This is a genomic window from Flavobacterium sp. (assembly GCF_043760115.1).
Taxonomy (GTDB): Bacteria; Bacteroidota; Bacteroidia; order Flavobacteriales; family Flavobacteriaceae; genus Flavobacterium.
Genome location: NZ_JAYUPK010000065.1, coordinates 1 through 23811 on the forward strand (window position 1 = coordinate 1; position 23811 = coordinate 23811).

Here is a 23811-nt window from a genome sequence, read left to right on the forward strand (position 1 = left end):
TACAAGAAAAAATTAACAATAGACCAAGAAAAAGATTTAATTTTGAATCACCAAATTATATGTTTAACCAAAAAGTTGCATTTGTAACTTGAATTCAGCAAATAATAAAACCCTTAAATAATAAAATGAATTTGAAAATTTAGATGGATTTACTTCTAACTTCCAACTTCCAACTTAAAAATTATGATTTTCCTAAAACTTATACGTTTCCAAAACCTACTTCTACTAGCATTAATGCAATTAATATTTAGATTTGGATATCTAGAACTCATCAATATTCCGTTATCATTGTTCTATTGGCAATATGCGTTATTAGTATTTTCTACACTATTTATTGCTGCTGGCGGTTATGTAATTAATGATATTTTTGATATTGAAACAGATCAAATAAACAAACCCAATAAAGTAATAATTGGTAAATTTATTTCAGAAGATTTGGCATACAAAATCTATGCTGGATTAACAATCACTGGAGTTGCTCTTGGTTTTTTGTTGGCTAACTCTATTTCGCATCCTAACTTTGCCATAATTTTTGTTTTAATTGCTACACTACTTTACTTTTATGCTAGTCAATTAAAACAAATTGCAATTTTAGGAAACGTAACTATTGCAACTTTGTTAGGTTTTAGTGTAATAATTATTGGAATTTTTGATATTTTTCCAAATACATTTGAGGTAAATAAACCACAAATGACAATTGCATTTTCTATACTTTTAGATTATGCTAAATTTGCTTTTATACTAAATTTAGTTAGGGAAATAATCAAAGACATTGAAGACATAAAAGGAGATAATTTACATGTAATGAGAACCTTACCAATTGTTTTTGGAATTGAGAAAACCTCTAAAATTGCATTTGCATTATTACTTTTACCAACTTTATATTTGTTTTATTATATCTATAATTATTTGTTTAGTAATAATTTATATTTCGGAATTTTTTATCTTATTATCTTTGTAATTGCTCCAATGATTTTTTGCTTAATTAAAATTTGGAATGCCAAAGAAAAACAAGATTTTACAGCAAGTAGCAAACTACTAAAATGGATTATTTTCTTCGGTATTTTATCAATTGTTGTGATTACCTTAAATATAAAATTCAATGTTTAGTAACTATAAAATCATTTTGGCATCAGGCTCACCAAGACGTCAGCAATTTTTTAAAGATTTAGATTTAGAATTCGAAATTCGCTTAAAAGACATCGAAGAAATTTATCCAAATCATTTAAAAGCAGAAGAAATTACTAATTTTCTAGCTCAATTAAAAGCAAAAGCATTTGAAGGAGAATTAAATAAAAATGAACTTTTAATTACAAGTGATACTATTGTTTGGTTAAACGAAAAAGCATTGGGCAAACCTAAAAACTATGATGATGCTTTTAGTATTTTACAATCATTATCTAATGAAACACACGAGGTAATTACATCAGTTTGTTTTAAAACTTTAGAGAAAACTGATACTATTTATGAAGTTACTAAAGTTACTTTTAATTACTTATCAGATGATGCAATTCGTTATTATTTAGATAATTACAAACCATTTGATAAAGCTGGCGCATACGGAATTCAAGAATGGATTGGACTAACAGGAATTTCTAAAATTGAAGGTTCATATACCAATGTTGTAGGTTTACCAACAGAAAAAGTGTATCACTATTTAATGAATTTTAAATAAAATATTATGAATTTTTTTAAAGATTTTACACAAGAAATTTTTGCAACAGGAATTGTTATTGTCTTAATAATTATTTTACGATTTATAGTTTTTAGATTAATAAAAAGTTTTGCTAGAACAAGTCACTTATTAGAACACAGAACCAATTTAGTTATAAAATACATCAACTTACTAATAAATATTATTGCAACAATTGCATTAATTGTAATTTGGGGTGTAAAAAAAGATGATATATTTTTAACCATTTCATCAATAACTACAGTAGTTGGCGTAGCACTTTTTGCTCAATGGTCAATTTTAAGCAATGTTACTTCTGGTGTTATTTTGTTTTTCTTTTTTCCTTTTAGAATTGGAGATACAATTAAAATTTATGATAAAGATTTTCCTGTTCAAGGAGAAATTGAAGACATTAGCGCATTCCATGTAAATCTAAAAACTTCTGATGGTGAAAAAGTAACTTATCCTAACAATCTTTTACTTCAAAAAGGTATCGGAATTATTACTACAACTTTTGAAAATCAAGAATTTACAGATTAATAATTATGTAAGTTTTATAATAAATTATGTAATTAATAAAGTAGCAATCATAAATAGTTTTGTTTTTTAATTAAAATAAACTAAATCGCTATGATTGAAACCATTAAACTTCCTTTTTATGCTAAGTTTGCTTTTGTTTTATTGGCATTACTTCTATCTGGATATCTTTTTTATATTGGTCAAGGTATAATTGTACCTATACTTTTAGCGTTTTTTATTGCAATAATTTTAAGACCAATTGTAGATTTTTTTAATAAAAAATTAAGACTTCCCAATGTAATTGCAATTGCATTAACAGTAACCTTTTTTGTAATTTTAATACTCGGAATTTTTACTATTATATCAATGCAAATATCTGATATGGTAAATGATTTTGATAAAATTCAAAGAAATTTAAATACGCATCTTAGTCATTTTCAAAACTTTGTTAGAGAAAATTTTAATTTAAGTAAAAAAGAACAGGCAGAATATATAGACGATGCAACTGTAGATTCTATAGAAAAAGGTAAAGAATTAATTGGCACTACACTACTCTCTTTTTCTGATACATTATTAAATGCTATTTTAATTCCAATTTATATTTTTCTAATACTTTTATACAAATCGTTATTTGTGAAATTCTTTGAAAAATTGGTTTCCCAAGACAATAAATCAACATTATTTGATATTTTAGAACAAATTAAAGTTGTTGTAAAAAGTTACATTGTTGGATTAATTTTAGAAATGATATTTATAAGTGTTTTAACTTCTGTAGGATTAATGATTATTGGAGTTAAATATGCCATTTTACTTGGAGTAATTACTGGATTGCTAAATATTATACCATATATAGGAATTTTAGTAGCCGGAATTTTAACTATCGTTGCAACTTTAACAGGAAGTGCCGATTTATCTGTAATAATAGGTGTAATTATTGTAAATTTAATTGTTCAATTAATAGATAACAATTTATTAGTACCATTAATAGTAAGTTCTAAAGTTAAAATTAATGCATTAGTTTCTATAGTAGGAATAATAATTGGTGGCGCAATGGCAGGAATTTCTGGAATGTTCTTGGCAATTCCAATCATTGCAATTCTAAAAGTTATTTTTGACAGAATTGAAACTTTAGAACCTTGGGGATATTTAATGGGCGATACTTTACCCAAAACTTACGAATGGCACAACATCAGATTTCCAAGATACGATTTTGAAAACTTTACAGATACAACTCCAAATTCTAACGAAATTAATATAGAAATTGTAAAAGCTCCAACATCAGAAACATCAGAATAATCAGCAAAATCATAGTGTTTATAATGCTTTAAGGTTATAGAAAATTCTATTTTAGTAGATTCTATAACCTTTTTTTTAGCTGTTAAAATTTAAAAGTGTGAATATTATAAAATTATCAAAATGTTATGTAACACACAATATTGATGTTCATTGCAACTTTGTACCATAATATTTAAACAAAAAAATTAAATTAAAAAAGAAAAATTATGAAGACTATTTCAAGAACAATCGCATTAACATTAACCTTATTAGCAGGAACTTTAGGTTTTGCACAAGATTCAAGTATTCCATCATCAGATTCTCGTCAAGAACTAAAATTTGGTTTAAAAGCTGGTGTAAATTTTGCCAATGTTTATGATGAAGAAGGTGAAGATTTTGTTGCCGACGGTAAAACAGGATTTGCAGCTGGTGCATTTGTCTCAATTCCATTAGGCCAATTTATTGGTTTTCAACCAGAGGTTATGTATTCTCAAAAAGGTTTCAAACAATCAGGTTCAGTTTTAGGTCAAAATTATGAATTTAAAAGAACATCATCATTTATTGATATTCCTTTACAATTGCAAATTAAACCATTAGAACAATTAACATTTTTAGTTGGACCTCAATATTCTTATTTATTGGATACTAAAGATGAATTTAATAATTCTAGTAATACTACAACTCAACCAGATGTTAATAGTGATAATTACAAAAAGAACATTTTCGGATTTGTAGTTGGTGCTGATGTTAACTTAGAAGATTTTGTAATTTCTGGTCGTGCTGGTTGGGATATTAGTAAAAATGATACTGATGGAAACAACACAGAACCAAGATATAAAAATCAAGTTATTCAGTTAACACTAGGTTACAGATTCTAACAAAAAAATTGTAGGGATTTAATTTTTATTAAATCCCTACTTATTATAAAACAATTAAAAACAATTATTATGTCTAAAGGTAACGTAGCCGTAGGATTACTTGCAGGTTTAGCCGCAGGTACAGTTTTAGGAATTTTATTTGCACCAGAAAAAGGTTCAGATACCAGAAAAAAAATTGCTAATAGAGGAAAAGATTCATTAGAAGATTTAAAATCTAAATATAATGATGCAATCGACAATTTAACATCTAAACTTGATAAAGCAAAAGATGACGGTTTAAAAATGTACGATGAAGGAAAAGGTTTTGTAGAAAATACTAAACAATAAATTATAATAAAATGAAAGATAAAGTAATTTTAGTAGAAATGCTAGTTGAAAAATTAGAGCAATATGGTAAAACTAATATGGAACTATATAGATTAAAAGCAATTGATAAATCTACAGACATATTCGCTTCAATTACAACAAGAATAGTATTAGTACTTATAATTGCTTTATTTTTCCTTTTAATTACGTTAGGTCTTTGTTTCTATATTGGAGAATTATTAGGTCAGATTTATTATGGCTTCTTTGCAATGTCTGGATTTTACTTACTTCTTTTTATTATTTTTCTATTAATAAGAAAAAAAGTTGAAGATGGCTTTAATAATTATTTAATCAATCAAATATTTAAAGAAAAGAAAAATGCAACGAATTAAAGATAATAAAACGCTAACAGAAGCCATTGCTTTTTACGAAAACAAAAAAAAATCGGAACTTGGTTTAATAAAACAACATTTTGATTTTACTGTAGATAGTTTAAATCCAATAAATGTGATCAAAGAAAAAATTACAAGCGCTGTAAATTCACCTGGAATTAAAGGTAAAATTTTTAGTACTCTTTTTAATTTAGGAACTGGCATGGTTACAAAAAATTTATTAATTGGATCTTCTTTAAATCCCATAAAAAAAATAGCTGTTACTTTACTTCAAACTCAAGTTAAAAAACTAGTAGACAATCCTCCAACAGACGTAAAAGATAAAAGCATTTCGTTTGTTCAAGATATGTTACAAAAATTAAAAATTAAATAATTTATTACCTATTTTTTTATGCTACAACTTTAATTTTCTAATTAGAATAAATATTAACCCATATGAAAAAAATTATTCCAATTACTAAAATTAAGGAATTTGCAATAAATAAATCTATTAAAATATCTGATAGATCAATTGAAGAAACTTCTAAATTTTCAAAATTTTTAACAGATATCGCCAACGTGTTTTTATTTCTACTTAAAGTTATAAAAAATACATTCTCTGGCGGATTCGAATTTAAAGAATTTTTAAAGCAATGTTTTCAAATAGGAAACAAATCGTTCGCACTTATATCAGTTACAGGTACAATTATTGGATTGGTTTTAACCATTCAATCTCGACCAGTTTTAGTAAAATTTGGCGCAGTAAATATGTTACCCAATATGGTTGCTATTTCTTTAATTAGAGAAATGGGACCAGTAATTACAGCGTTAATTTGTGCAGGAAAAATTGGTTCTAGCATGGGTGCAGAACTTGGTTCCATGCGTGTTACAGAACAAATTGATGCCTTAGAAGTTTCATCTGCCAATCCCATAAAATTTTTAATCGTTCCAAGAGTTCTTGCTGCAACTTTAATGATTCCGTTATTAAGTATTTTTGCCGATGCTTTCGGAATTTTAGGAAGTTGGGTTGGAGCCAATATTAAAGGTGATTTAAATTTTGTTTTATTCATTTCTCAAGCTTTTGGAAAAGTAGATTTTATAGATTTAATTCCAGCAGTTATTAAATCATTTTTCTTTGGTGCAGTAATTGGATTAGTTGGTTGTTACAAAGGTTTTAATGCAGGAAGAGGAACAGAAAGTGTAGGTATTGCTGCTAATACTGCGGTTGTAACTGCTTCGTTTTTTGTAATTTTGGTAGATTTAATTGCTGTACAAATAACCGATTTACTTTTATAATGGAAAAAACTACCACTTCAAACTGCATTATTGATATTAAAAATCTTAAAAAAAGTTTCGGAAATTTAAGCGTTTTAAATGATGTTTCGTTACAACTTAACAAACAAGAAAATTTAGTTGTTCTAGGAAAATCTGGCTCCGGAAAATCGGTATTAATAAAATGTATTTCTCAATTATTAAAAGCAGATAATGGAACTATAAACGTACTTGGAAAAGAGGTTAATACTATAAAAAGTGATGAATTAGACGAAATTAGAAAAAAAATTGGATTTCTATTTCAAAGTGGCGCATTGTATGATTCTATGACTGTAAAAGAGAATCTTGAGTTTCCGTTAAAAAGAATAAAAAAAGAATTATCAAATTCAGAAATTGATGCCAAAGTCAATGAAGCATTGGCCAATGTTGGTCTTGAAGATGTTTTATACAAAATGCCATCTGAACTTTCTGGAGGAATGAGAAAAAGAATAAGTTTAGCAAGAACAATAATTGTCGATCCAGAAATAATGCTTTATGATGAACCAACTACAGGTTTAGATCCAGTTACAGCATTAGAAATTAGTGAGTTAATTAACGACATACAAAAAAAATATAAAACAGCATCAATAATTATTACACACGATATGGAATGTGTTAGAACTGTTGCCGATAGAATTGTAATGTTAAAAGATGGCAGTGTTTACAAAGAAGGAAATTTAAAAGAATTTGAAAATTCTACAGATGAATATATAAGCTCATTTTTTAAAACAAAAAAACAAAATTAATATGGAAACTAAAAATCAAGGATTTAAAGTTAGATTGGGCTTATTCATTATAGTAGGTATTACACTTTTCCTGTTAGCAATTTTTATTATCGGAAAACAAAAAAACTTATTTGATCCTGTTTTCAAATTGTCAAGTAAGTTTCAAAATGTTAGTGGTTTACAAGTTGGAAGTGCCATAAGATTTTCAGGAATAAATGTTGGAACAGTTGATAATATCGAAATCATTAACGATTCTATGGTAAAAGTTGATATGTTATTAAAAAAAGATGTTCAAAAATTTATTCGTGCCGATTCTAAAGCAGGAATTGGATCTGAAGGTTTAATTGGCGATAAACTTATTGTTATTTCTCAAGGAAATCCTAAATCTAAAACCGCAAAAGATGGACAAATTATACCATCTCAAGAACCAATTGAAACTGATGCAATAATGAGAAGTTTAGAAACAACAGTAGGAAATGCAGCGGTTGCTACAAGCGAAATTGGAGAAATTTTACAAAAAGTTAATCGTGGCGAAGGAACTCTTGGTAGACTAATTCAAGATAAATCTATGGCTAATAATCTTGACAAAACTCTTGTAAATTTAAAAAATAGTTCAAAAGGTCTTGAAGAAAATATGGAAGCAGCCAAAAGTAATTTTCTTTTAAAAGGTTATTTTAATAAGAAAAAAAGAGCTGCCGAAAAAAAGAAAAAAGAAGCCGAAAAAGCAGCCGAAAAATTAAAAAATAAATAGTAATTTTAAACGTTATTAAATTAGATTTTAAATTGCAATTGAATTATGGAAACTGAAGACGAGTTAAACGCAAAAATTATGAAAATTACTATGGTAATTCAAGAAAATTATCCTGAATTATCTAAGTTTTTAAACGAAATGCCTGTAACTATTCCGATAGACAATCATCCAAAAGTAAATCTTATAAATTTGCAAAAGTATTATGATTCTTTATTAAATTTATTTAGAAAATACGTTGCAGAACATCAATTGGCAAATTCTAATAGAAGTAGTAATAATCATCATCTTTAACTGTAAAAATCTTGAAAATAAGTACATTAAAAGTAAACTATATATTCTTTATAATAGTAATTTGCTTTTGTAGTACTTCATTTTGTCAAGAAAAACCTATTGTAAAAGATTCAACTAAAATGTATAAGGATATTGAAAAATATTCTAAAAAAAGAAAATTTACCAAATTTTTACACAAGTTAATATTTGAACCAACAACTACTAATGTTCAAAGTAAAAAGTCACTTGACAAGGAAGTTATTCCAAATTATATAAAATTTGAAGGTAAAATAATAAGAAAAATTAAAATTGAAACATTAGATCCGTTTGGATATTCTGAAATAGATTCTACAGTAAAACCAAAAGGATTTCCTAAAAAAGCTGGAAATATTATCCACGATAAAACCAGTCTTTGGGCAATTAAAAACATACTTTTATATAAAAAAAATCAACCTTTAGATTCATTACTTATAAAAGAATCTGAACGATTAATTAGAAGTCAACGATTTGTTAGAAGAGTTGCAACAACTACAGCATTAACATCCAAAAATTCAGATTCTGTAGATATTTATATTCGAGTTTTAGATTCTTGGAGCTTAATACCAGATTTTACAACATCAACTTCTAAATCTACTTTTAAACTTAGAGAACGAAATTTTTTAGGAACAGGACACGAATTTAACAATTCATTTCAACAGAGTTTAAAAACAAGCGATAATGCTTTTAGTACAAGCTATGTTATTCCAAATTTTAAAAATACTTTTATAAAAACTACACTTAGTTATGAAATAGATTTAGATAGAAATTACAATAAATTTTTAGCTTTTGACAGACCATTTTTCTCATCATTTACACGTTGGGCTGGAGGAATTAATTTTACACAGCAATTTAAACGAGAATTTCCAATAGATACTTTAACAGGAATACAAACTATTGAAAGTATAAAATTTAGCAGTCAAGATTTTTGGCTAGGTAGATCTTTTAGGATTTTTAAAGGCAATACCGAAAACGATAGAACTACCAATTTAATTCTTTCAACTCGTTTTTTTAGAACAAATTATATAGAAAAACCTTCAATAATTTATGATGTTAAAGATGTTTTTTCTAATGAACGTTTTTATCTTTTAGGTATAGGAATTGCCAATAGAAAATTTAAACAAGAAAAATTTATATATAATTATGGCGTTATAGAAGATGTTCCAACTGGAATAGTTTATGGATTTACATCTGGTTACCAACAAAAAAATAATTTTCACAGGTATTATTTTGGAGGACGATTTAGTTTTGGTAGATTTTATAAATTTGGCTATTTAAGTTCTAACATAGAGTATGGAACATTCTTTAAAGATGCCGTTTCTGAGCAAAATGTCTTTTCATTAAAACTAATATATTTTACCAACTTAATTACTGCTGGAAAATGGAAATTTAGGCAATTTTTTAAACCCGAAATGATTATTGGAAATAAACGAATTGAATCCACCTTTGATAGAGTTTCATTAAATAATAATAATGGAATACAAGGATTTGATAGTCAATCACTTTTAGGAACTAAAAAATTACTATTCACTTTTCAAACTCAAGGTTATTCGCCTTGGAATTTATGGGGTTTTAGATTAAATCCGTTTCTTAGTAATACAATGGGAATGCTTGCCAATGGTAGTGATAGCTTTAAAAAAAGTAAATTATACACTCAACTTGGAGTTGGTTTAATAATAAGTAATGATTATTTAGTTTTTAATTCTTTTCAAATTTCTTTTTCGTTCTATCCAAATATTCCAGGTAATGGTTCCAATGTCTTTAAAACCAATTCTTTTAACACAGAAGATTTTGGATTTCAAGACTTTGAATTTTCTAAACCAATTGTTGTTCCTTATCAATAAACAATGTGAATTCTATAAACTTAAAATGCAATAATGTAACGTATATTTATCTAAAAACTAGACCTTTACATAATAAATTCAAAGATTATGAAAAAGATAGCTACATTATTCACAACGTTGCTTGCATTTACTGCTATGAATGTTTCAGCACAAAATACTTTACCAAATTTAGAAGTAAAAGAACAACAACAAGTTAGCGAACCAAACTTAATTTTTCGCTATTATTTTTATCCAAATTTATTGGCATATTATGATAATAAAACTTCAGATTATGTGTATAAATTAAAAGGTGTTTGGACAAGAAGTAAATCACTTCCAAATGCTTATGGTGGATATTCAATTTACAATAATTATAAAATAGAAATTAGTGATTATAAAGGCGATAATCCTAACGAAAAAATTGCAGAACATAAAAAATTGTATCCTTATTATAGAAACGATAGACAAGGAAAATTAGCTCAATTAAAAGCAAAACAGCTCAAAGATGCCAAAATTATTCCTGAAATAGTTTACAACGAGGATTAAGTGAGAATTATGAAACTTTTAAATGTGAATGTGTAAATTATTTATCAAGATACTATTTACATTTACTCAATATTTTTTTATAACCCTTAACACAAATAAAAATGAAAAAAATCACACTTTTTTCAATGATAGTTCTTTTATCATTGACTATTATTCCAAATTTTGCTACAGCAAAAACTATAGAACCAATTTCTAGTTCTAGCAATCCAAAAGAAGTTCCTGCAGAAGTAAAAACAATGCTAAACAGATTGGAAGAAATAAAAAAATTAGATAAATCCAATTTATCATCTGTAGAAAAAAAAGAATTACGCAAAGAAGTTAGAAGTATCAAAAAAACATTAAGAACTACTGGTAACGGAGTTTATTTATCTGTTGGAGCAGTAATTATTATTATATTATTGTTGATTTTATTACTTTAACATCACGTTAAATAATTGCCAATAAAAGTTTTATGGCACAACTTTTGAAATTATTCATTCATTAATGATAAAGTTTAATTTAAAATTTAAAATTATGAAAAAGCTAAAATTAGTAGTATTAGGATTGCTTTTTATTGCTACAGCAAGTATTCAAGCACAAGTAAATGTAAATATTAATTTAGGAACACCACCAGTTTGGGCTCCAGCAGATAGAGTTGAAGTTCAATACTATTATTTGCCAGAAATTGACACCTATTATGATGTTCCATCAGAACGTTTTATTTACATCAGCAATGGAAAATGGATTCGTTCTACCGTACTTCCTGTAAGATATAGAAGCTATAATCTAAATTCTGGAAGAGTTGTTTACTTAACAGATTATAAAGGAAAATCTCCTTATGTATATCATAAAAAACATAAAGTGAAATATGTAACAACTGTTTATAGAGAACCTAATGAAGTAATTTATGTAGAAAAACATAAAGGAAAGAAAAATAAAGGTCACGGTAAAAAACATAAAGATTAATCGACTTCAATATTAAAAAAGAGTAAAAGTATAATGCTTTTACTCTTTTTTTTTGTTAAAGTAATTCCAAAATTCAACAAAATATTTATACTACGTTATATAATTAGTACTTTTGAAACTATTGCAAAAATACTTTCAAATGAAGCATTTCAAATTTACTATAATTTTTATTTTTATTTTTCAAATAATATATGCCCAACAACCTACAAAACCTAATGCTGTAGAAATTTATCATCAACTAGAAAAACTTAATTTTCTAGGTTCTGTTCTTTATATTGCTGCACATCCAGATGACGAAAACACCAGATTAATATCTTATTTATCTAATGAAAAAAATGCTAGAACTGGTTATTTATCATTAACTCGAGGCGATGGCGGACAAAATTTAATTGGACCAGAATTAAGAGAATTACTTGGCGTTATTAGAACACAAGAATTAATTGAAGCCAGAAAAATTGATGGTGGAGAACAATTTTTTACCAGAGCAAACGATTTTGGTTTCTCTAAAAATCCTGATGAAACTTTACAAATTTGGGATGAAAATCAAGTAATGAGCGACGTAATTTGGGTTATCAGAAATTTTAAACCCGATGTTATAATTAATCGTTTTGACCATCGTTCACCAGGTACAACTCACGGACATCATACTGCATCTGCAATGTTAAGTATTGAAGCTTTCGACAAAGTTAACGATGCGTCTTTTTTTCCAGAACAATTACAACTTACTACAACTTGGCAACCCAAACGATTATTTTTTAATACTTCGTGGTGGTTTTATGGTAGCAAAGAAAAATTTGAAGCTGCAGATAAAACTAATTTTAGCAAGTTACAAATTGGTATTTACTATGAACAATTTGGAAAATCCAATCAAGAAATTGCAGCATTAAGTAGAAGTCGTCATCAATCGCAAGGTTTTGGTAGTACTGGAACTCGTGGTGAAGAAGATGAATATTTAGAATTTTTAAAAGGCGAATCTTTAACGGATAAAACAAATATTTTTGAAGGAATTGACACTTCTTGGAACAGAATAAAAAACGGAAAAGAAATTGGAACTATTTTAGCAAATGTTCAAATGAATTTCGATTTTAAAAATCCGCCAGCAAGTATTTCTGAGTTAGTAAAAGCATATATTTTAATTGAAAAATTAGAAGATGTACATTGGAAAACTATAAAATTAGAAGAAATTAAAAAGATAATTTCTGCTTGCGCTGGATTGTATCTTGAAGCTTCTACTAAATCTAATGAAATTACTAAAAATAAACTTTTTATGGTTAATTTAGAAGTAATTAATAGAAGTTCAATAAATATGAGTTGGAATGGAATTGAATCTTTTTCTATTTATAAAAATATATTAAAAAAAACAGAATTACCTAATAATGTTTCAAAAATTGTAGGTGTAGAATTAAATATACTTAATGATTTTGAATATACTCAACCTTATTATTTAAAAGAAATAGGAACTGTTGGAATGTATAAAGTAAACGACCAAAAAAATATTGGAAAATCAGATATTATTAGAGAGGCAAAAGTAACTTTTTTAATTGAAATTGAAGGTGTTACAATTCCATTTGAAAAAAATATAATTTATAAATACAACGACGATGTAAAAGGAGAAGTGTATCAACCACTTGATATTGTTCCAGTTATAACATCGTCATTTCAAGAAAAAGTATATATTTTCCCTAACGGTAAAGAAAAAACTATTAGTGTTAAAATTAAAGCTGGAAAAGAAAATAGTAATGGTTCAATTAAATTAGATGTACCTCAAAGTTGGAAGGTTACTCCTACTTCTATTGACTTTAAATTAAAAAATAAAGATGAAGAACAAATAGCTATTTTTACTGTTTCTCCTTCAAAAGAAGCATCAGAAATAATTATAAAAAGTATCGTAACCGTAGATGGAAAAGAATATGATAACGAAAAAATTGACATCAATTACTCGCATATTTACAAACAAATGGTTTTAAAACCTGCCGAAGCCAAAGCAATAAAATTAAATATAAAAACCAATAACGAAAAAATTGCTTACATAATGGGCGCAGGCGACGAAGTTCCAAAAAGCTTAAAGCAAATGGGTTATGAAGTTACAATTATAAAACCAGAAGAAATTACCACCGAAAAATTACAATCTTTTGATGTAATTATTACAGGAATTCGTGCTTACAATGTGGTTACAACTTTGGCAATAAAGCAAAATATCTTACTTGATTTGGTTAAAAATGGCAAAACAATGATTGTACAATACAACACATTGGACGATTTAGTTACTAAAGATTTTGCGCCATATTCATTAAAAATTTCAAGAGATAGAGTTACAGAAGAAAATGCCGAAGTTAGATTTTTAGCACCAGAACATCCTATTTTAAATTCGCCAAACAAAATTACTATAAAAGATTTTGAAAGTTGGAAACAAGAACAAGGTTTGTATTATCCAAGCGAATGGGACAAAAATTTTACACCAATAATTTCGGCAAATGATAAAGGTGAAAAACCTAAAGATGGTGCAATTTTAGCAGCCAATTACGGAAAAGGAAAATACATTTATACCGGAATTTCTTTTTTTAGAGAACTTCCAGAAGGTGTTGCTGGAGCTTTTAGATTATTGGCAAATATGATTGCGTATTAATATCCTAAAAGGTTTTTTTTAACTTGTTAGGTATAAATTAAAAACAAACAAGTAGCAAAATTTGTTAAAAAGATAAAAGTCTAATTTAGCCCTGATTGAAAGGAAAAACCTTTTTATTATTGTGAGGAACGAAATAATAATAAAAAGTTTTGGGATGAAAGCAGGACAAATGTTGTTTAAAATAAAGATTTTGTGCTTCTAAAAAAATAAAAAAATGAGTGTAGAGAAACAAAAAAAAATGAAAAATAGTTACAGTTGGCTTTTGGTAATGAACGCCATTTATATAATTATTTTCTATATTTTAATGCAAATTTTTTCTTAATATGCAACAAATTGATTGGATAGTTTTATCGGTAACTCTTTTATTTATAGTAACTTATGGTGTTTATAAAACCAAAGGAAGCAAGAATGTAGAAGATTATATTTTAGGCAATAAACAAACCAATTGGTGGACAGTTGGATTGTCTGTAATGGCAACGCAAGCCAGCGCAATAACGTTTTTATCAACGCCAGGACAAGCATATCATGACGGAATGGGATTTGTGCAATTTTACTTCGGACTTCCAATTGCAATGGTGGTAATTTGTATAACTTTTATTCCAATTTATCATAAACTCAAAGTTTTTACTGCATATGAATATTTAGAACAGCGTTTCGACTTAAAAACCAGAACGTTAGCATCTATTTTATTTATGATTCAGCGTGGTTTAGGAACTGGTTTAACCATTTATGCACCTTCAATTATACTTTCAACTTTGTTGGGATGGAATTTAACTTTACTAAATATTATAATTGGAATTTTAGTGATTATTTATACGTATTCTGGTGGAACAAAAGCAGTTAACGTAACTCAAAAACAACAAATGTTTGTTATAATGAGCGGAATGTTTATTACTTTTTTCTTAATATTACATTTGTTGCCAAACGAAATGACCTTTTCGAATGCGTTACACATTGCTGGCGCAAATGAAAAAATGAATGTAGTAGATTTTTCTTTTAATCCTGAAACTCGATATACTTTTTGGAGTGGAATTGCTGGTGGATTTTTCTTGAGTTTGGCTTATTTTGGAACCGATCAATCGCAAGTTGGACGCTATTTATCTGGTAAATCCAATAAAGAAAGTCAAATGGGATTAATAATGAACGGATTTTTAAAAGTACCAATGCAATTTTTTATTCTATTAATTGGCGTAATGGTTTTTGTGTTTTTTCAGTTTAATGATGTGCCTTTAAATTTTAATCCTGTAAATAAAGAAGCAATTGAAAAATCTATTTATGCAGATCAATATCATGGATTAGAAAAACAATTGAAAGACTTAACAGAAGAAAAAAAGGAGTACAATTTACTTTATATGGATCATTTGAATCAGAATTATGACAATCCAATTTTGAGAAATAAACTGGTTGCCATTTCTGGAAAAGAACGCGATTTAAGAGATCAAGCCAAGGTTTTAATTACAAAAGCTGATGCTAAAGCTGAAACCAACGATAAAGATTATGTGTTTTTATATTTCATATTAAATTATTTACCCAAAGGATTAATTGGATTATTACTTGCAGTAATACTTTCGGCAGCAATGTCATCATCAGCTTCTGGATTAACAGCATTGGCATCTACAACGGCAATTGATATTTACAGACGAAATTTAAAAACTCCAAAATCTGATAAACATTTTGTTGATGCAACTAAGTATTTTACTTTATTATGGGGAATTATCGCTATTTTATTTGCTTGTGTTGGTACATTATTTGAAAATTTAATTCAATTAGTAAATATTGTGGGATCAATATTTTACGGAACAGTTTTAGGGATTTTCTTGGTAGGATTTTATATCAAATACATAAAAGCTGCTTCAATATTTTACAGCGCATTAGTTAGTCAATTATTAATTTTTTACATTTATTATTTAGATATTGTGAGTTTCTTATGGTTGAATTTTATTGGTGCAATGCTTACGGTTACTTTGTCGTTTATGGTTCAAATTATTTTAAATCAGAAGAATAAAATAAAGTTTCAAGAAATAATATAAAAAAAAATTATACAAAAAAGCCACAAATTCATAGGAATTTGTGGCTTTTTCAAAGAAAATAAATAGAATTATTTCTTACTCCATTCAGCAATACTATCGTTATTCATTTTTACATAATCATCATTTTTAGCTTTTGTTGCATTTGCTAAAGATAATTTTGCAGTTTCAATTGCACCTTTCTTATCATTCAATTTCGCTTGAATTAAAGATTTTTGACGCAAATGCCAAAAAGGAACATCTTCACCAACTTTTGCCAAAGAAATTGCTTTGTTTACATATTCCAATGCTTTATTCATATCACCATTAGATTGAAAAAAGTATTGTGCAGACGAGAAATAATCTCCAGCAGTTGGTCCAGCTAAAGCTTTGGTAATACTTGCAATTGCGGTTTTTTGTGTAGGAACATCAAATTTTAATGCTACCAAAGTTTTCTCCCAAGAAATTTCTAAATCGCCAGAATCATTACTTACATTATTAATTCCAATCGTAAAAGTTTCTACTTTTCTATCAGTCATAATTGGTTTAGCATTTGCTCTAAGCGCAACATCAGTTTCTTTCCATTCTTCTGGATTTCCCCAATTGTCTGTTGTTTTGTAAAAAATAATTTCCCAATTATCAGCTTTTGGTAAAGTAAATAAAGAATATTTTCCTTTTGGCAACGACTTACCATCTATTGTAACATCATCACCAAAAGAGATTAATGTATTTGCATTTGCACCTGTTCTCCATAACTTTCCAAATGGAACTAAATCTCCAAAAACAGTTCTTCCTTTTGTACTTGGTCTAGAATATTCTACAGTAACAGTTGTTAATCCAACTACCTGTTCTACAGTAGCTTTTGGGCTTGGTTGTGGTGTTTTTACTTGTGCTTCAATAGCAAAATTGGCAATTATTAATGCCAATAAAACAATAACTTTTTTCATAATATTAAATTTAGTTTGTCAAAATTACAAATACTATTTTTTTGAAATGTTAATTTAAACTTAAATAGAAATTATTTTTGTTTAACAAATAACAGAATTAGTTAAACATTTTGTACTTTTACAAAAAATTAATAATGAAAATTTATAATTATAAAGGAGTTCAAAAATTACCAATATCGCTTGATGAAGCTTGGAATTTTTTCTCTAATCCCAAAAATCTAAAAGTTATTACACCAGAATATATGGGATTTATTACAAAATCTGGCGACGATAAACCTTTATTTGCTGGACAATTAATTCAATATATTGTAACACCATTACTTGGGATTCCTTTGAAATGGGTTACAGAAATTACAAATGTTGAGGATAAAAAATATTTTGTAGATCAACAATTGTATGGACCATATTCGCTTTGGCATCACAAACATTTTTTTAAAGAAATTCCTGGTGGCGTAGAAATTGAAGATGTTGTAGATTATAAAGTTCCAATGGGAATTCTAGGACAATTAGTACATCCGTTTTTGGTTAAACCAAAATTGAATGAAATATTTGATTACAGAACCAAAAAGTTAATTGAACTATTTGGTGATTATAAAGGATAAAATTTAATTAAATTTTAAAAATAAATAACTAGCAGCGATAGATGCTGAAATAAATTCAGCATAAATAACTAAGCATCGAAAGATGCTGAAATAAATTAAAAATAAATAACTAAGCATCGAGAGATGCTGAAATAAATTCAGCATAAAAATGAAAAACACACTACTAATTGGTGGATCGTACGGAATAGGATTCGCAATTGCAAAAGAATTACAAGCTGGAAATAATATATTTGTAGCATCAAGAACCAATGAAAATTTATCAGAATTAAATGTAACGCACATTCCATTTGATGTTTTAACAGAAAATTTAGACACTTCAAAATTACCAGAAGTAATTGACGGATTAGTTTATTGTCCTGGAAGTATCAATTTGCGACCATTTAAAGCATTAAAAATTGATGCTTTTGAACAAGATTTACAAGTAAATTTTTTAAGTTTAGTAAAAGTAATACAAACCATTTTACCCAACTTAACAGCTTCTAATCAATCAAGTATTGTATTGTTTAGTACAGTTGCTGTAAAAATGGGAATGCCATTTCATACAAGTGTTTCGGCTTCTAAAGGTGCAATTGAAGGTTTTGCAAAAGCATTGGCAGCAGAATATGCGCCAAAAATTAGAGTAAATGTAATTGCACCTTCATTAACGGATACACCATTGGCAAATAAATTTTTAAATTCTGATGAGAAAAAAGAGAAGTCAGCTTTAAGAAATCCGATGAAAAAAGTAGGAACTTCAGATGATATTGCACAAATGGCAAGTTTTTTATTATCGGATAAAAGCAATTGGATTTCTGGTCAAATTTTTCATGTAGATGGCGGAATGTCAACTTTATTAACTAATCAATAGCGAAAATCAATTACAATTTCAAAAATCAATAAAATGATTTATAATTTTCAATTTTAACCTTGAATATTAAATCTATATTGTTTTTTGAATTTTGATTTTGATTTTTGTAATTGATATTAATTTTTTTTTATGAACATATTCTGGTTTAGAAGAGATTTACGATTAGACGATAATGTTGGACTTTTTCACGCATTAAATGCTGATGTAGAAGTCTTACCTATATTTATTTTTGATGATTCGATACTTTCACAATTGCCAAAAGATGATGCTCGTGTAACTTTTATTCACAATCAGTTAGAGAAAATTCAAAGTAAATTTCATGAAATTGGAAAATCGCTAGCCGTTTTTCACGGAAAACCAATTGCTGTTTTTAACCAATTAATCTCAGAAAATAATATAAAAACTGTTTACACAAATTCTGATTACGAACCTTATGCTAGAAAGCGTGATTTAGAATTATTTCAGCTTTTTAAAGAAAATGAAGTAGAGTTTAAAACAAGTAAAGACCAAGTAATTTTTGAAAAAAGTGAAGTTGTAAAAGATGATGGAACGCCTTATGTGGTTTACACTCCGTTTTCAAATAAATGGAAAGAAAACTTTAAGAAGATTCAACTAATAAATTACAATTCAGAGGATTACTTAGAAAAAATCTCACTTCACTCCTATCCTTTTTTGAGTTTAAAAGATATTGGATTTGAAGCTTCTAAAATAAAAATTCCAACTTTTGATGTATCTAAAAATTTAATCGATAATTACGAAGCAACTAGAAATTTTCCATCGCAAGACAAAACATCCTATTTAGGAATTTATCTAAGATTTGGTGCAGTGTCTATAAGAAAAATGATTTTAAAAGCATTAGAAAGTAAAAATGAAACTTTTTTAAAAGAATTAATTTGGAGAGAATTTTTTATGCAAATTCTATGGCATTTTCCACATACTTCTAAATCAAGTTTTCGTCCAAAATACGACGCCATAATTTGGGAAAATAATGAAGATTTATTTAAGAAATGGTGCGATGGAAAAACAGGTTATCCTTTTGTTGACGCAGGAATGCGCGAATTAAATAAAACGGGTCATATGCACAATCGTGTTAGAATGATTACGGCAAGTTTTTTATGCAAACATTTATTAATAGATTGGCGTTGGGGAGAAACTTATTTTGCGCAAAAATTATTAGATTATGAGCAGTCAAGTAATGTTGGAAACTGGCAATGGGCAGCAGGAAGTGGCGTTGATGCTGCACCATATTTCAGAATTTTTAATCCAACAGAACAAGTAAAGAAGTTTGATAAAGAACTTAAATACATTAAAAAATGGATTCCAGAATTGGAAACTTTGAACTATCCACAACCAATTGTAGACCATAAAGAAGCTCGTGAACGTTGTTTGAGAGTTTATAAAGAAGCAGTTGGATAAATAGTAATCAGTGTTCAGTTATTAGTATTCAGTAACAACTTATGTATTAATACTTTAAAAATATCTTAGTGCCTTAGTGACTTCGTGGCAAAAGAAAAAACTTAGCAACTTTAAAAATGAAAATAGTTTGGTTCAAAAGAGATTTACGACTACTTGATAATGAAGCACTTCACACCGCTTTATCATCATCTGGGAAAGTATTGCTTCTTTATATTTTTGAACCAAGTTTGATGAAAGATTATCACTACGCGCAACGTCATTTTGATTTTATAAAACAATCACTCGAATCACTCCAAAAAGAGTTACAACAATATCACACCCAAATACTTATTATTGAAGGCGAAGCAATTTTAATATTTGAAAAATTATCGAAATTAGTAAAAATAGAATCTGTTTTTTCTCATCAAGAAACTGGAATAAAACTAACATTTGATAGAGATAAAGAAATTGCTAAGTATTTTATAAACAACAATATAACTTGGAATGAATACATCACAAATGGAGTTGTTAGAGGATTAAAAAATAGAAAAACATGGAAAGAAACTTGGAGTGAATTTATGGATAAAGATCCACTTCCATTAAATGCTGATGCCAGAAGTTTTATTAAATACAAAGATTTAGAGGAAATAGAAAATCAATTCAGCATTCCATCTTTAAAAACAGATTTAAGTTTGCCTTTTCAAAAAGGTGGAACGCCAACTGCGATGCGCTATTTAAATAATTTTTTAAATGGAAGAGTTGAGAATTATAGCAAACACATTTCCAAACCAGAGTTGGCACGTAAAGGTTGCAGTAGATTATCTCCATACATAGCTTGGGGAAATTTATCCATAAGACAAGTTTATACTGCAGCTTGGGAAATGAGACAAAAAGGAAATTTTAAAAGACAAATTGATAATTTTGCATCCAGATTACGTTGGCAAGCACATTTTATTCAGAAGTTTGAAATGGAAAGTCAAATGGAATTTGTTGCTGTAAATAAAGGATACAGAATATTAAATCAAACAGTAAATAAAAAATACCATAACGCTTGGACTACTGGAAATACTGGTGTTCCACTTGTTGATGCTTGCATGCGCTGTTTAAATACAACTGGTTATTTAAATTTTAGAATGCGTGCATTGGTGGTTTCATTTTACACGCATCATTTGTTTCAACCTTGGCAGAATTGTAGTCCGCATTTGGCACAACAATTTCTAGATTTTGAACCCGGAATTCATTATCCTCAAATTCAAATGCAAGCTGGTGTTACAGGTGTGAATACTTTACGCGTTTATAATCCTGTAAAAAATTCTTATGAACACGATGCAGACGGAATTTTTATAAAAAAATGGGTTCCAGAATTGGTAAATATCCCATCAGAATTTGTTCACGAACCTTGGAAATTAACTCCAATTGAACAACTTTTATATGATTTTGAAATTGGAAATGATTATCCGTTTCCAATTGTAAATCTAGAAGAAGCAAGACGCTTTTCTAGTGATTTCTTTTGGTCTATGCGCAAAAAGGATGATGTTAAAAAAGATGGCAAACGAATTGTAGATAAGCATACTTTGCCAGATAGAGAAATGAGTTAAATGATTTTAGTAAACTTTATCGGTAAACATTCTCCTCCTTTGGAGGAGTGTCCGCCTTTCGCGGACGAGGTGGGAAAAATATAAAAAAATAAAATTTATCTAATAGAATAATTTTCAATAATAAAATTTTCAAGTTCATTCATAACATTTTCTAAATCATGAAGAACTCTAATATTGGTAGTTTTAAATATCTTCAACCCTAAAGAAATTAAAAAGTTTTCTCTCATTGTGTCATATTCTTCTTTATCATTATGACTTTCACCATCAATTTCTACTACTAATCCTAAAGTTTTTACATAAAAATCTACAATAAAATTACCAATTATTCTTTGTCTATCAAAATCTATTGCATAAAATTTCCTTTTGTGAACTTGTTGCCAAAAAACTACTTCAGAATAGTTTCCTGCTTTTCTTAAAGCTCTTGCACGCGATTTTAATTTGATATTATAAGGTAAATTTTCTACGAAATTTCTTTTAATTGGAATGTTATTTATATATGCAGTTATTTCCATTTCGATTTTATTTTTTAAAACTAAAGCCACTCCGACCTTCGGCCACCTCTCCAAAGGAGAGGAATTCTAAATCTACAAATTTCTAATTCTTTCAAAACTCAATTCTTTAAACTCACTAATAACTAAATCGGCACTAGAATAATCTTGCAATTGTGAATGTAAACTTTTATAACCAACGCAAAAAATATTGGCAGCATTTGCGGCTTTAATTCCGTTAGTACTGTCTTCAATTACTATACAATTTTCTACAGAGGTTTGCGATAATTCGGCGGCTTTTAAAAAAATTGCTGGATGTGGTTTAGATTTTGGAAAATCTTCACCAGAAACTTTATAAGTAAAATATTGACTTAAATTAAATCTATTAAAAATTTTAATGATAGTAACATTTGCAGATGATGATGCTAGAACCAATTGCATTCCATTACTGTACAATTCTTTAATTAAATCTTCTACACCTTCCAACAAATACAAATCTTCTTTAGTGTCAAAAGCTTTGTCAAAAAAACTTCTTTTTTCTTCTACTAATGTTTGAACATCTTGTTCAAGATTGAAAATTGTTTTCAATCGCTCGTAAATATTTTTGGTAGAATTTCCTGTAAATGATGCATACATTTCTGGCGAGACATCAATATTTAATTGCTTAAAATGTTGAACGTAAGCATAATGATGTACTGGTTCTGTATCTACAATTACACCATCCATATCGAAAATTACTGTTTTTACCATTTTTTTAATGTTTATTTATATTGTAGAAAAGTATATTGTATGTTGTAGAAAAGTATAATGTATAATGTAAAAAAGTATAATGTAAATTGTAAAAAAGTATAATGTAAAATGTAAAAATGTAAATTATATGTAGCGAAATTATATAATTTAAATACTTTAAATATAAATCTTCAACTTTGCACTATATACAATTTACATTTTTATAATATGTTTTTTATAATATTCCTTCTTACAAAATACATTTTTACAACTTACATTTTTACAACATACATTTTTACAACATACATTTTTTACATTATACTTTTCTACAATATACATTTTTACATTATACTTTTCTACAATATACATTATACATATTTACATTATACATATTTACATTATACATTTTTACTTTTCTCCTTTAATCAAATATCGAATAACCGTTTCTGCCGTATACAATCCAAAAAGTCCTGGCATATAACTATTTGTTCCGTAAAATGATTTTTTATAATTGCTTCCGTCAGTCATTTTTAAACTGCTTTCGTCTTGAATTTCTGATGAAAAAACCACTTTTAATTTGTCAATTTTATATTCTTTTAATCTTCTTCTGATGGTTTTTGCAAACATACAATTTACAGTATTGGAAATATCTGCAACTTTTACTTTGGCAGCTTCCATTTTACCGCCTGCGCCCATACTTGAAATTATTTTTACTCGTTTGCGTTTGGCACCAAGTATCAAATTTAATTTTGGTGTAACACTATCAATGCAGTCTAAAACGTAATCATACTTTTCTTCTACAATTTCAAATGCTCTTTCTGGCGATAAAAATTCTTGGACTTTCGTCAAATGTAACTCTGGATTTATATCTAATAATCTGCTACCAACAACATCAATTTTAGATAAACCTACAGTTGAGTGCAAAGCTGGTAATTGTCTGTTAATATTAGTTATATCTACAACATCGCCATCAACAATTGTAAGATTTCCGACGCCTGCACGAGCCAAGAATTCTGCTGCAAATGAACCTACGCCACCAACACCAACTATCAAAACATTGGCATTTTTAAGATTTTCTAATCCTTCTTTTTTAAATAATAATTCAGCTCTTTCTTGCCACTTTGCCATTCTTTATTTTGTTTGAA

26 protein-coding genes are annotated in these 23811 nt (G+C 27.7%); 22 read left to right on the plus strand and 4 right to left on the minus strand.

Translation table 11 applies throughout. The features are described from left to right. Positions 1-183: 183 nt before the first annotated feature. From ACH2BC_RS05315 to ACH2BC_RS05400, 18 genes are all read left to right on the plus strand, one after another. Positions 184-1110, plus strand: coding sequence for a geranylgeranylglycerol-phosphate geranylgeranyltransferase (locus ACH2BC_RS05315; protein ID WP_395052947.1), 927 nt, complete (start codon positions 184-186; stop codon positions 1108-1110). Further along, entirely contained in the window at positions 1103-1675 is a 573-nt protein-coding gene (locus tag ACH2BC_RS05320; protein WP_395052948.1) for a Maf-like protein, read from the plus strand. Before ACH2BC_RS05315 ends, ACH2BC_RS05320 begins: the two co-directional genes overlap by 8 nt. 6 nt (positions 1676-1681) lie before the next feature. After that, a complete protein-coding gene (locus tag ACH2BC_RS05325) occupies positions 1682-2212 on the plus strand; it encodes a mechanosensitive ion channel domain-containing protein (protein WP_395052949.1) in 531 nt (176 codons plus the stop codon). A gap of 90 nt (positions 2213-2302) precedes the next feature. After that, positions 2303-3487 (plus strand): AI-2E family transporter, encoded by a 1185-nt coding sequence (locus ACH2BC_RS05330; protein WP_395052950.1) that lies wholly within the window; start codon positions 2303-2305, stop codon positions 3485-3487. A 206-nt stretch (positions 3488-3693) separates the two neighbouring features. Continuing rightward, positions 3694-4344, plus strand: coding sequence for a porin family protein (locus ACH2BC_RS05335; RefSeq protein ID WP_395052951.1), 651 nt, complete (start codon positions 3694-3696; stop codon positions 4342-4344). A gap of 69 nt (positions 4345-4413) precedes the next feature. Continuing rightward, on the plus strand, positions 4414-4671 hold the full coding sequence (locus ACH2BC_RS05340) for a YtxH domain-containing protein (protein WP_395052952.1): 258 nt from the start codon (positions 4414-4416) through the stop codon (positions 4669-4671). Positions 4672-4682: 11 nt separating this feature from the next. Then, a complete protein-coding gene (locus ACH2BC_RS05345; protein ID WP_395052953.1) occupies positions 4683-5042 on the plus strand; it encodes a hypothetical protein in 360 nt (119 codons plus the stop codon). After that, positions 5029-5415: a hypothetical protein gene (locus ACH2BC_RS05350; protein WP_395052954.1), complete on the plus strand. Its 387-nt coding sequence runs from the start codon at positions 5029-5031 to the stop codon at positions 5413-5415. The genes ACH2BC_RS05345 and ACH2BC_RS05350 overlap by 14 nt, the downstream gene beginning before the upstream one ends. A 62-nt stretch (positions 5416-5477) precedes the next feature. Then, entirely contained in the window at positions 5478-6317 is an 840-nt protein-coding gene (locus tag ACH2BC_RS05355; RefSeq protein ID WP_395052955.1) for an MlaE family ABC transporter permease, read from the plus strand. Beyond that, on the plus strand, positions 6317-7078 hold the full coding sequence (locus ACH2BC_RS05360; RefSeq protein ID WP_395052956.1) for an ABC transporter ATP-binding protein: 762 nt from the start codon (positions 6317-6319) through the stop codon (positions 7076-7078). The genes ACH2BC_RS05355 and ACH2BC_RS05360 overlap by 1 nt, the downstream gene beginning before the upstream one ends. A gap of 1 nt (position 7079) precedes the next feature. Continuing rightward, on the plus strand, positions 7080-7808 hold the full coding sequence (locus tag ACH2BC_RS05365; RefSeq protein ID WP_395052957.1) for an MlaD family protein: 729 nt from the start codon (positions 7080-7082) through the stop codon (positions 7806-7808). A 45-nt stretch (positions 7809-7853) separates the two neighbouring features. Then, a complete protein-coding gene (locus ACH2BC_RS05370) occupies positions 7854-8099 on the plus strand; it encodes a hypothetical protein (RefSeq protein ID WP_395052958.1) in 246 nt (81 codons plus the stop codon). 11 nt (positions 8100-8110) lie between these two features. After that, positions 8111-9958, plus strand: coding sequence for a hypothetical protein (locus ACH2BC_RS05375; protein ID WP_395052959.1), 1848 nt, complete (start codon positions 8111-8113; stop codon positions 9956-9958). 87 nt (positions 9959-10045) lie between these two features. Then, a complete protein-coding gene (locus ACH2BC_RS05380; RefSeq protein WP_395052960.1) occupies positions 10046-10483 on the plus strand; it encodes a hypothetical protein in 438 nt (145 codons plus the stop codon). A gap of 101 nt (positions 10484-10584) precedes the next feature. Further along, positions 10585-10902: a hypothetical protein gene (locus ACH2BC_RS05385; RefSeq protein WP_395052961.1), complete on the plus strand. Its 318-nt coding sequence runs from the start codon at positions 10585-10587 to the stop codon at positions 10900-10902. A gap of 94 nt (positions 10903-10996) precedes the next feature. Then, positions 10997-11428 (plus strand): hypothetical protein, encoded by a 432-nt coding sequence (locus ACH2BC_RS05390; RefSeq protein ID WP_395052962.1) that lies wholly within the window; start codon positions 10997-10999, stop codon positions 11426-11428. Between the two features lie 139 nt (positions 11429-11567). Further along, positions 11568-14054 carry a PIG-L family deacetylase gene (locus ACH2BC_RS05395; RefSeq protein WP_395052963.1) on the plus strand — a complete coding sequence of 829 codons (2487 nt, stop codon included), beginning with the start codon at positions 11568-11570 and terminating at the stop codon, positions 14052-14054. A 323-nt stretch (positions 14055-14377) separates the two neighbouring features. Beyond that, positions 14378-16084 carry a sodium:solute symporter gene (locus ACH2BC_RS05400; protein ID WP_395052964.1) on the plus strand — a complete coding sequence of 569 codons (1707 nt, stop codon included), beginning with the start codon at positions 14378-14380 and terminating at the stop codon, positions 16082-16084. Positions 16085-16152: 68 nt separating this feature from the next. On the opposite strand, the gene ACH2BC_RS05405 is transcribed toward ACH2BC_RS05400, so the two are convergent. Next, positions 16153-17007: a DUF2911 domain-containing protein gene (locus ACH2BC_RS05405; RefSeq protein WP_395052965.1), complete on the minus strand. Its 855-nt coding sequence runs from the start codon at positions 17005-17007 to the stop codon at positions 16153-16155. Between the two features lie 134 nt (positions 17008-17141). Between ACH2BC_RS05405 and ACH2BC_RS05410 the strand changes: the two genes are divergently transcribed. The 4 genes from ACH2BC_RS05410 (at position 17142) to ACH2BC_RS05425 (ending at position 21449) form a co-directional block, all read left to right on the plus strand. Next, positions 17142-17609: a cell division inhibitor gene (locus ACH2BC_RS05410; protein ID WP_395052966.1), complete on the plus strand. Its 468-nt coding sequence runs from the start codon at positions 17142-17144 to the stop codon at positions 17607-17609. Positions 17610-17757: 148 nt separating this feature from the next. Beyond that, positions 17758-18456, plus strand: a complete 699-nt coding sequence (locus tag ACH2BC_RS05415; protein ID WP_395052967.1) for an SDR family NAD(P)-dependent oxidoreductase — start codon at positions 17758-17760, stop codon at positions 18454-18456. 129 nt (positions 18457-18585) lie between these two features. Further along, complete coding sequence (locus ACH2BC_RS05420; RefSeq protein WP_395052968.1) at positions 18586-19872, plus strand: cryptochrome/photolyase family protein; 1287 nt, start codon at positions 18586-18588, stop codon at positions 19870-19872. A 116-nt stretch (positions 19873-19988) separates the two neighbouring features. Beyond that, positions 19989-21449: an FAD-binding domain-containing protein gene (locus ACH2BC_RS05425; protein WP_395052969.1), complete on the plus strand. Its 1461-nt coding sequence runs from the start codon at positions 19989-19991 to the stop codon at positions 21447-21449. Positions 21450-21544: 95 nt separating this feature from the next. Here ACH2BC_RS05425 and ACH2BC_RS05430 read toward each other — a convergent pair whose 3' ends face one another. From ACH2BC_RS05430 to ACH2BC_RS05440, 3 genes are all read right to left on the minus strand, one after another. Then, positions 21545-21961, minus strand: a complete 417-nt coding sequence (locus ACH2BC_RS05430; RefSeq protein ID WP_395052970.1) for an endonuclease domain-containing protein — start codon at positions 21959-21961, stop codon at positions 21545-21547. Positions 21962-22033: 72 nt separating this feature from the next. Beyond that, positions 22034-22687 carry an HAD family hydrolase gene (locus tag ACH2BC_RS05435; protein ID WP_395052971.1) on the minus strand — a complete coding sequence of 218 codons (654 nt, stop codon included), beginning with the start codon at positions 22685-22687 and terminating at the stop codon, positions 22034-22036. 387 nt (positions 22688-23074) lie between these two features. Next, a complete protein-coding gene (locus tag ACH2BC_RS05440) occupies positions 23075-23794 on the minus strand; it encodes a ThiF family adenylyltransferase (RefSeq protein ID WP_395052972.1) in 720 nt (239 codons plus the stop codon). Between the last annotated feature and the right edge of the window lie 17 nt (positions 23795-23811).